Source organism: Vibrio neptunius (assembly GCF_000967495.1).
Taxonomy (GTDB): Bacteria; Pseudomonadota; Gammaproteobacteria; order Enterobacterales; family Vibrionaceae; genus Vibrio; species Vibrio neptunius.
The window spans coordinates 1-1,818 of the sequence record NZ_JXXU01000168.1; the positions used below are offsets into that span (position 1 = coordinate 1).

A 1,818-nucleotide genomic window follows, 5' to 3' on the forward strand; every position below is an offset into this window, starting at 1 on the left:
AAGTCGTTTTTTGTGAATTTCAGGGCATTGATTCTCAATAGTTTGCTGTAGAATTTGAATGTTGCGCATCGTTAGGGCTCTCTATTAAATCCATTTAATCAGGTGTGTTTTTGGCGAAATTCATTAGATCAGAATGAGCGATGCGCGTCTACTCATTGTTTTATATAGAAATTATGAGGGGATTCGTAAGAACAGGGCGTTATATTTTTCTTCGATTCCACCTTTCGTTTCGGGCTGAATTAGTTATGATAAATCTCAATTCAGTTGTTAGAAGTGCGAGGCTAATGTGTTAGTAGAAAAATGGTTAGATATCGATGGTGATCAGCTTTATTGTTTATCTACAGAATTCAAAGAATCTCAAGAAACGCTAGTGTTGATTCACGGTTTAGGCGAATCGCATCTCTGTTTTGCGGATGCTTTCGACTGGCTGCCGAATTACAACCTCATAATGTTTGATCTATGCGGTTACGGTTATTCTCCTGCTTCAGTTACCTCCCACTCAACGGAAACTCAAGCAAAGCGCATATTAAAAGCTCTTGAGCAATTAAAGATTCATGATTGCTTTCTCCTTGGGCATTCTTGGGGAGGTGATACGTCTACCCTGGTTTGCAAGTACGATACTAAAGGTATTGTACGTGGTTTTATTAATGCAGAAGGTGGGATCCACGAAGAAAATATAATTTTGTCGCAGATTATTGCTGAACAATACTCTGAGTTAAGTAGTGATGAATTTTCTAAGTGGGTGAAAGGTGCAGGTTTTTCACAACGTTTTTCTATGTCTTGGAGTCACGGAGCTGGTATTAAGTATCTGTCGTCTGTTAGGCGCTGTGAACCAGTCGTCCTAGGTAATACAGCTAGTGAAATTTATGCTCAGCACGCAACCCAAGATATGCGAGGGGTTGTTAGTTGGGGGCAAGTTTATGAAAACTTGTCGATACCGAAAGTTTATTTTTGGGGTACACAGAGCTTAAGTGGTTGTGAACGCGCTACAAAATTCATTTCTACATTAAATAATGTTTCGTTCGAAGGGGCCAACCACTGGGTCCAAAATGAACCGTCTAAGTTTTATGAAGAAGTGAATAAATTTATCACTAGCGTTCTCAAAATATAACAAGAGACTATGGCGTCAATAGTTAATTTTTGACGCAATCTTTGTCCCACATTGTGCCGTCTCTTAGCATTGAATTGAGCGTCACAACCATCTTTCTCATGCAGGCAACTATCGCTACTTTTTTAGGTTTTCCTGCCGCAAGTAATCGTTCATAAGTAGCCTTAAATACAGGCTTTTGGTGTGTGTCCTGAATTTACAATAGTTTTTAATGAGTTATGATAAGTTGATAAAAAGTCAGGTAGAGACAAAAACGAGACTGCCTGTTATTAAGAATGTTATATATTCTAGGGTGTTTATGGAATTTAGAAACGATTATGGCGTGTTTGTGTGCGCGCATGTATTTAAGAAAACTAGGCCAGTGCTCTTTTCTGTAAGAGACTTTGATGGAGATTGGCAGTTTCTGTGTGGTATTGACGGATGCGTAGAAAGTGGTCGCCCTCATCATATTGGTGTGGGTCACCTTGTGGCAGAGGACGCAACCATTAATGAGTTGACGGCATTGGAACCAGGTACCTGTGCAAGTCGTTCTACGCTGGATTCACTATGGGTAGTCGATAAATTAGAAGAATGAATATATAACACATATGAGCCTTCTGCCTGTCAATAGGCAATAACGTCCTGTTGGCTGCGCGAGCAGCCAATGCTCTTCGAACAACAAAGTTATCTACTTCGCTTTGTCATTTCGGTCATCAAGCATTGCTTACGAC

Annotated in this window: 2 protein-coding genes and 1 pseudogene; 2 read left to right on the forward strand and 1 reads right to left on the reverse strand. The window is 40.0% G+C overall.

Annotation, left to right across the window (positions count from 1 at the left end):
- The first annotated feature begins 286 nt into the window (after nucleotides 1-286).
- Complete coding sequence (locus TW84_RS23650; protein ID WP_045978052.1) at nucleotides 287-1,111, forward strand: alpha/beta fold hydrolase; 825 nt, start codon at nucleotides 287-289, stop codon at nucleotides 1,109-1,111.
- A 22-nt stretch (nucleotides 1,112-1,133) separates the two neighbouring features.
- Here TW84_RS23650 and TW84_RS24500 read toward each other — a convergent pair.
- Nucleotides 1,134-1,283: pseudogene (locus TW84_RS24500) on the reverse strand (IS110 family transposase); the annotation flags it as partial.
- A gap of 123 nt (nucleotides 1,284-1,406) precedes the next feature.
- On the opposite strand from TW84_RS24500, the gene TW84_RS23655 reads away from it, so the two are divergent.
- Nucleotides 1,407-1,682: a hypothetical protein gene (locus tag TW84_RS23655; RefSeq protein ID WP_045978053.1), complete on the forward strand. Its 276-nt coding sequence runs from the start codon at nucleotides 1,407-1,409 to the stop codon at nucleotides 1,680-1,682.
- The last annotated feature ends 136 nt before the right edge of the window (nucleotides 1,683-1,818 follow it).

Coding starts and splice junctions, on each gene's coding strand:
- TW84_RS23655 (WP_045978053.1), top strand. CDS start 1,407: ATGGAATTTAGAAACGATTATGGCGTGTTTGTGTGCGCGCATGTATTT.